The sequence below is a fragment of the Mycobacterium sp. genome (assembly GCF_052143115.1).
Lineage (GTDB): Bacteria > Actinomycetota > Actinomycetes > Mycobacteriales > Mycobacteriaceae > Mycobacterium.
In genome coordinates, this window is record NZ_JBKQTQ010000018.1 from 1 (window position 1) to 2,557 (window position 2,557).

The 2,557-nt window shown below is 66.5% G+C and carries 2 protein-coding genes and 1 pseudogene; all 3 read right to left on the reverse strand.

Features of this window, described 5'->3' with window-relative positions:
* Nucleotides 1-353, reverse strand: a 353-nt coding sequence (locus ACLQI9_RS01600; protein ID WP_442390844.1) for a hydrogenase maturation protease, incomplete at its 3' end; no start/stop codon positions are given.
* On the reverse strand, nt 353-1,915 hold the full coding sequence (locus ACLQI9_RS01605; RefSeq protein ID WP_442390846.1) for a nickel-dependent hydrogenase large subunit: 1,563 nt from the start codon (nt 1,913-1,915) through the stop codon (nt 353-355). The genes ACLQI9_RS01600 and ACLQI9_RS01605, both read right to left, overlap by 1 nt.
* Nucleotides 1,912-2,557, reverse strand: a pseudogene (locus ACLQI9_RS01610) (hypothetical protein); the annotation flags it as partial. The pseudogene ACLQI9_RS01610 and the gene ACLQI9_RS01605, both read right to left, overlap by 4 nt.

Below are 2,557 nucleotides of genomic sequence, written 5' to 3' on the forward strand. Positions count from 1 at the left end.
ACGAGCTCTGGCATCGTGCTGTTGGGGTACGCCGCCGGAAGTGCCGCGAGGAGGTTTTCGACGCCTGATCCGTGCATGCCCTGCTGATCGACGGCGGGGACGCAGCCGGTGATGCTGAGGCGATGGAGTTGGCCGATCTGCGCTCCGGTCTTGACGGCGTCGACGAGCACCGCCTTATTGCAGCGCTCGAAAAGCGGTATCGCGTTGAGGCCGGCGGTGCCGGCGTCGAAGGCGTGGACGTGCGGTGGCAGGCGGCGCTCGTGCCGCAGCCGCCGCAGGACGTGTAGCCCGAACCCGTCGTCGCCGTGCCACGGGTTCCCGAAGCACAAGACGTGCACGAGCGCATGGTTCATCAGACGTGGAACGTCGTGACCTTGTCGGGTCGGAGAAAGTGCACGGTGCAGACCAGGCACGCGTCGTGGGAGCGGACGACGTGGTATAGCTCGACGGGGTTCTCGAGGTCCTTTAGCTCGAGGCCGATGAAGCTCTCTTCCCAGTGCCCGCGTCGACCGGCCGCGTCGCGCGGCGAGCCGTTCCAGGTCGTCGGGGTGATCACTTGGTAGTTCTCGATCGTGCCGTCGCGGATCTTCACCCAGTGGCCGAGGCTGCCGCGCGCGGCGTTGATCAGCCCGTAGCCATCTCCGTCGCGCTTGGGGTCGCAGGGCTCAAACGTCGGCTCGCCGAGGTGTGCGCTGAGCTCGCGCACCGTCTGGCGCATCGACTCGAGCACCCGTAGAGGGCGGTGAAACCGCGCGAACTGCCGCAGCCACGTGTTCGGTCCCTGCGCTTGGAAAAGCGAGGTGATGAGCGGATCGCAGCCCACGACCAGGTCGGCCAGCGGTCCGAGTTGCACGACACGATCGTCGTAGCGGGTGGCCTTGGCGTAGCTGTACTGCGGCCCGCCGGCGCGGCGCGCCGGCACGGTCCGGCTGTCCCAGGGATGGCAGGGACGGCCGGGATCCAAGTACCAGGCGTGGCTGACGTCCTCGCTGATCTTCCCCTCGCAGAAGGGCTCAATCCGCTTGCTCTCGCCGTCGTAGAACCCTGACGGCAGCAGACACCGGCGGTCGCGGAACGGCGGCTGCCAGCTTTCGGGGTCGTAGTAGCAGCCCATGCTCAGCAGGTGCGGCGTGCCGCCGCCCGTTTTGTGCAGCCCGATCGAGCGGCCGTAGCGGGCAAACACCCCGACTGCGCTATCGCGGTGCGAGGGGTCCTGCTCGAGCCATTCCTCGAAGTCCTCGACGCTGCGCAGCGCAAGCCAGCGCTCGGTCGCGCAGCCCAGGATGGAGCGCTCATACCAGGCCCGGTAGAACTCGACGGCGCCGAGGCAGTCGCGCAGCCGCGCCGCGTCCAGTGGACAGGTGACGCCCCCTGGCATCATGTACGTCGAATGCGGCCACTGACCTCCGAAGCAGATCACGACGTGCAGGATCCGATTGGAGTGCTCAACGGTCTCACGCGCGATCCGTCCGCGGAACGGCGCGGCGAACAACTTACACACCTGCTCGTAGAGGGGGTGGTCGGCGTACGCGGCGTTGCATAGGTCCGGGGCGAACATCAGAAACGTGTGGCGGGCGTCGCTCATCAGGGACTCCGCCATCAGGCATAGATTGCGGATCCGAGTGCCGTTGGGAGCGATCGGCGTCGCGTAGGCCATCTCGAGTGCTGACGTGGCGGCGTAGAGGTGTGAGGTGCTGCAGATGCCGCAGATCCGCGGCGTGATCACCAGAGCGTCCGCTGGATCGCGCCCCGTGAGGATCTGCTCGTAACCTCGGTACATCGTGCCGCTGCACCAAGCATCGGTGACCACCCCGCATTCGAGCTCGACCTGGATCTCCATGTCGCCCTCGACGCGGTTTACCTCCATCCCCATGCGGATTTTGCGCAAGCCGCCGGTCACAGCGCCGCCGGTCACAGCGCCACACCCTGTAGATCGGGTTCGGACCGCACCGGTATCTCGGTCGCCACCGGGTGGTGTCTGAACAGTGCGCGGTTGGCCGGGAACCTGGCGCTGATGCATCCGTAGCACACGTAGCCCACCTTGTCGGCGGTTGCGCACTTATGCTCGAGAGCGGTAGCCAGACAGGGCCGGACCGTTGAAGGTTGCTGGTAGCGATTGAGATCCAGGGGCTGCCCCTCCAGCAGCAAGCCCATTGTTTCGATCATTGTCGCGGCGTCGGCCGGGCAGCCGCTCAGATTCACCACCGGCAGTCCGGACTTCGATCGCCAGCCTGAGTCGAGAAGGCCCCCCGGTCGCGCATTGGTGAACTGCAACCCCACAGACTCCGAAGGGTTGGGAGGTGCGGCGGGAATGCCGCCGAACGCGGCGCAGCTGCCCATCGCGATCACATACTCCGCCCGATGACAAAGCGCTGCGACGACGTCCCGCTTCGGCCGGCCGTCAAACGTGTCGAACAGCCCCGTCCCATCCGGCCCGTTGATGATGCTCCCCTCAACGCAAAGCAGCGTGAGGTATTGCTCACCCGAAACGATATGTTCGATCACGCTCGCCACCTCGCTCGGCGGCTCGGGCGAGAGCGAGGGGTGCCACAGCAAC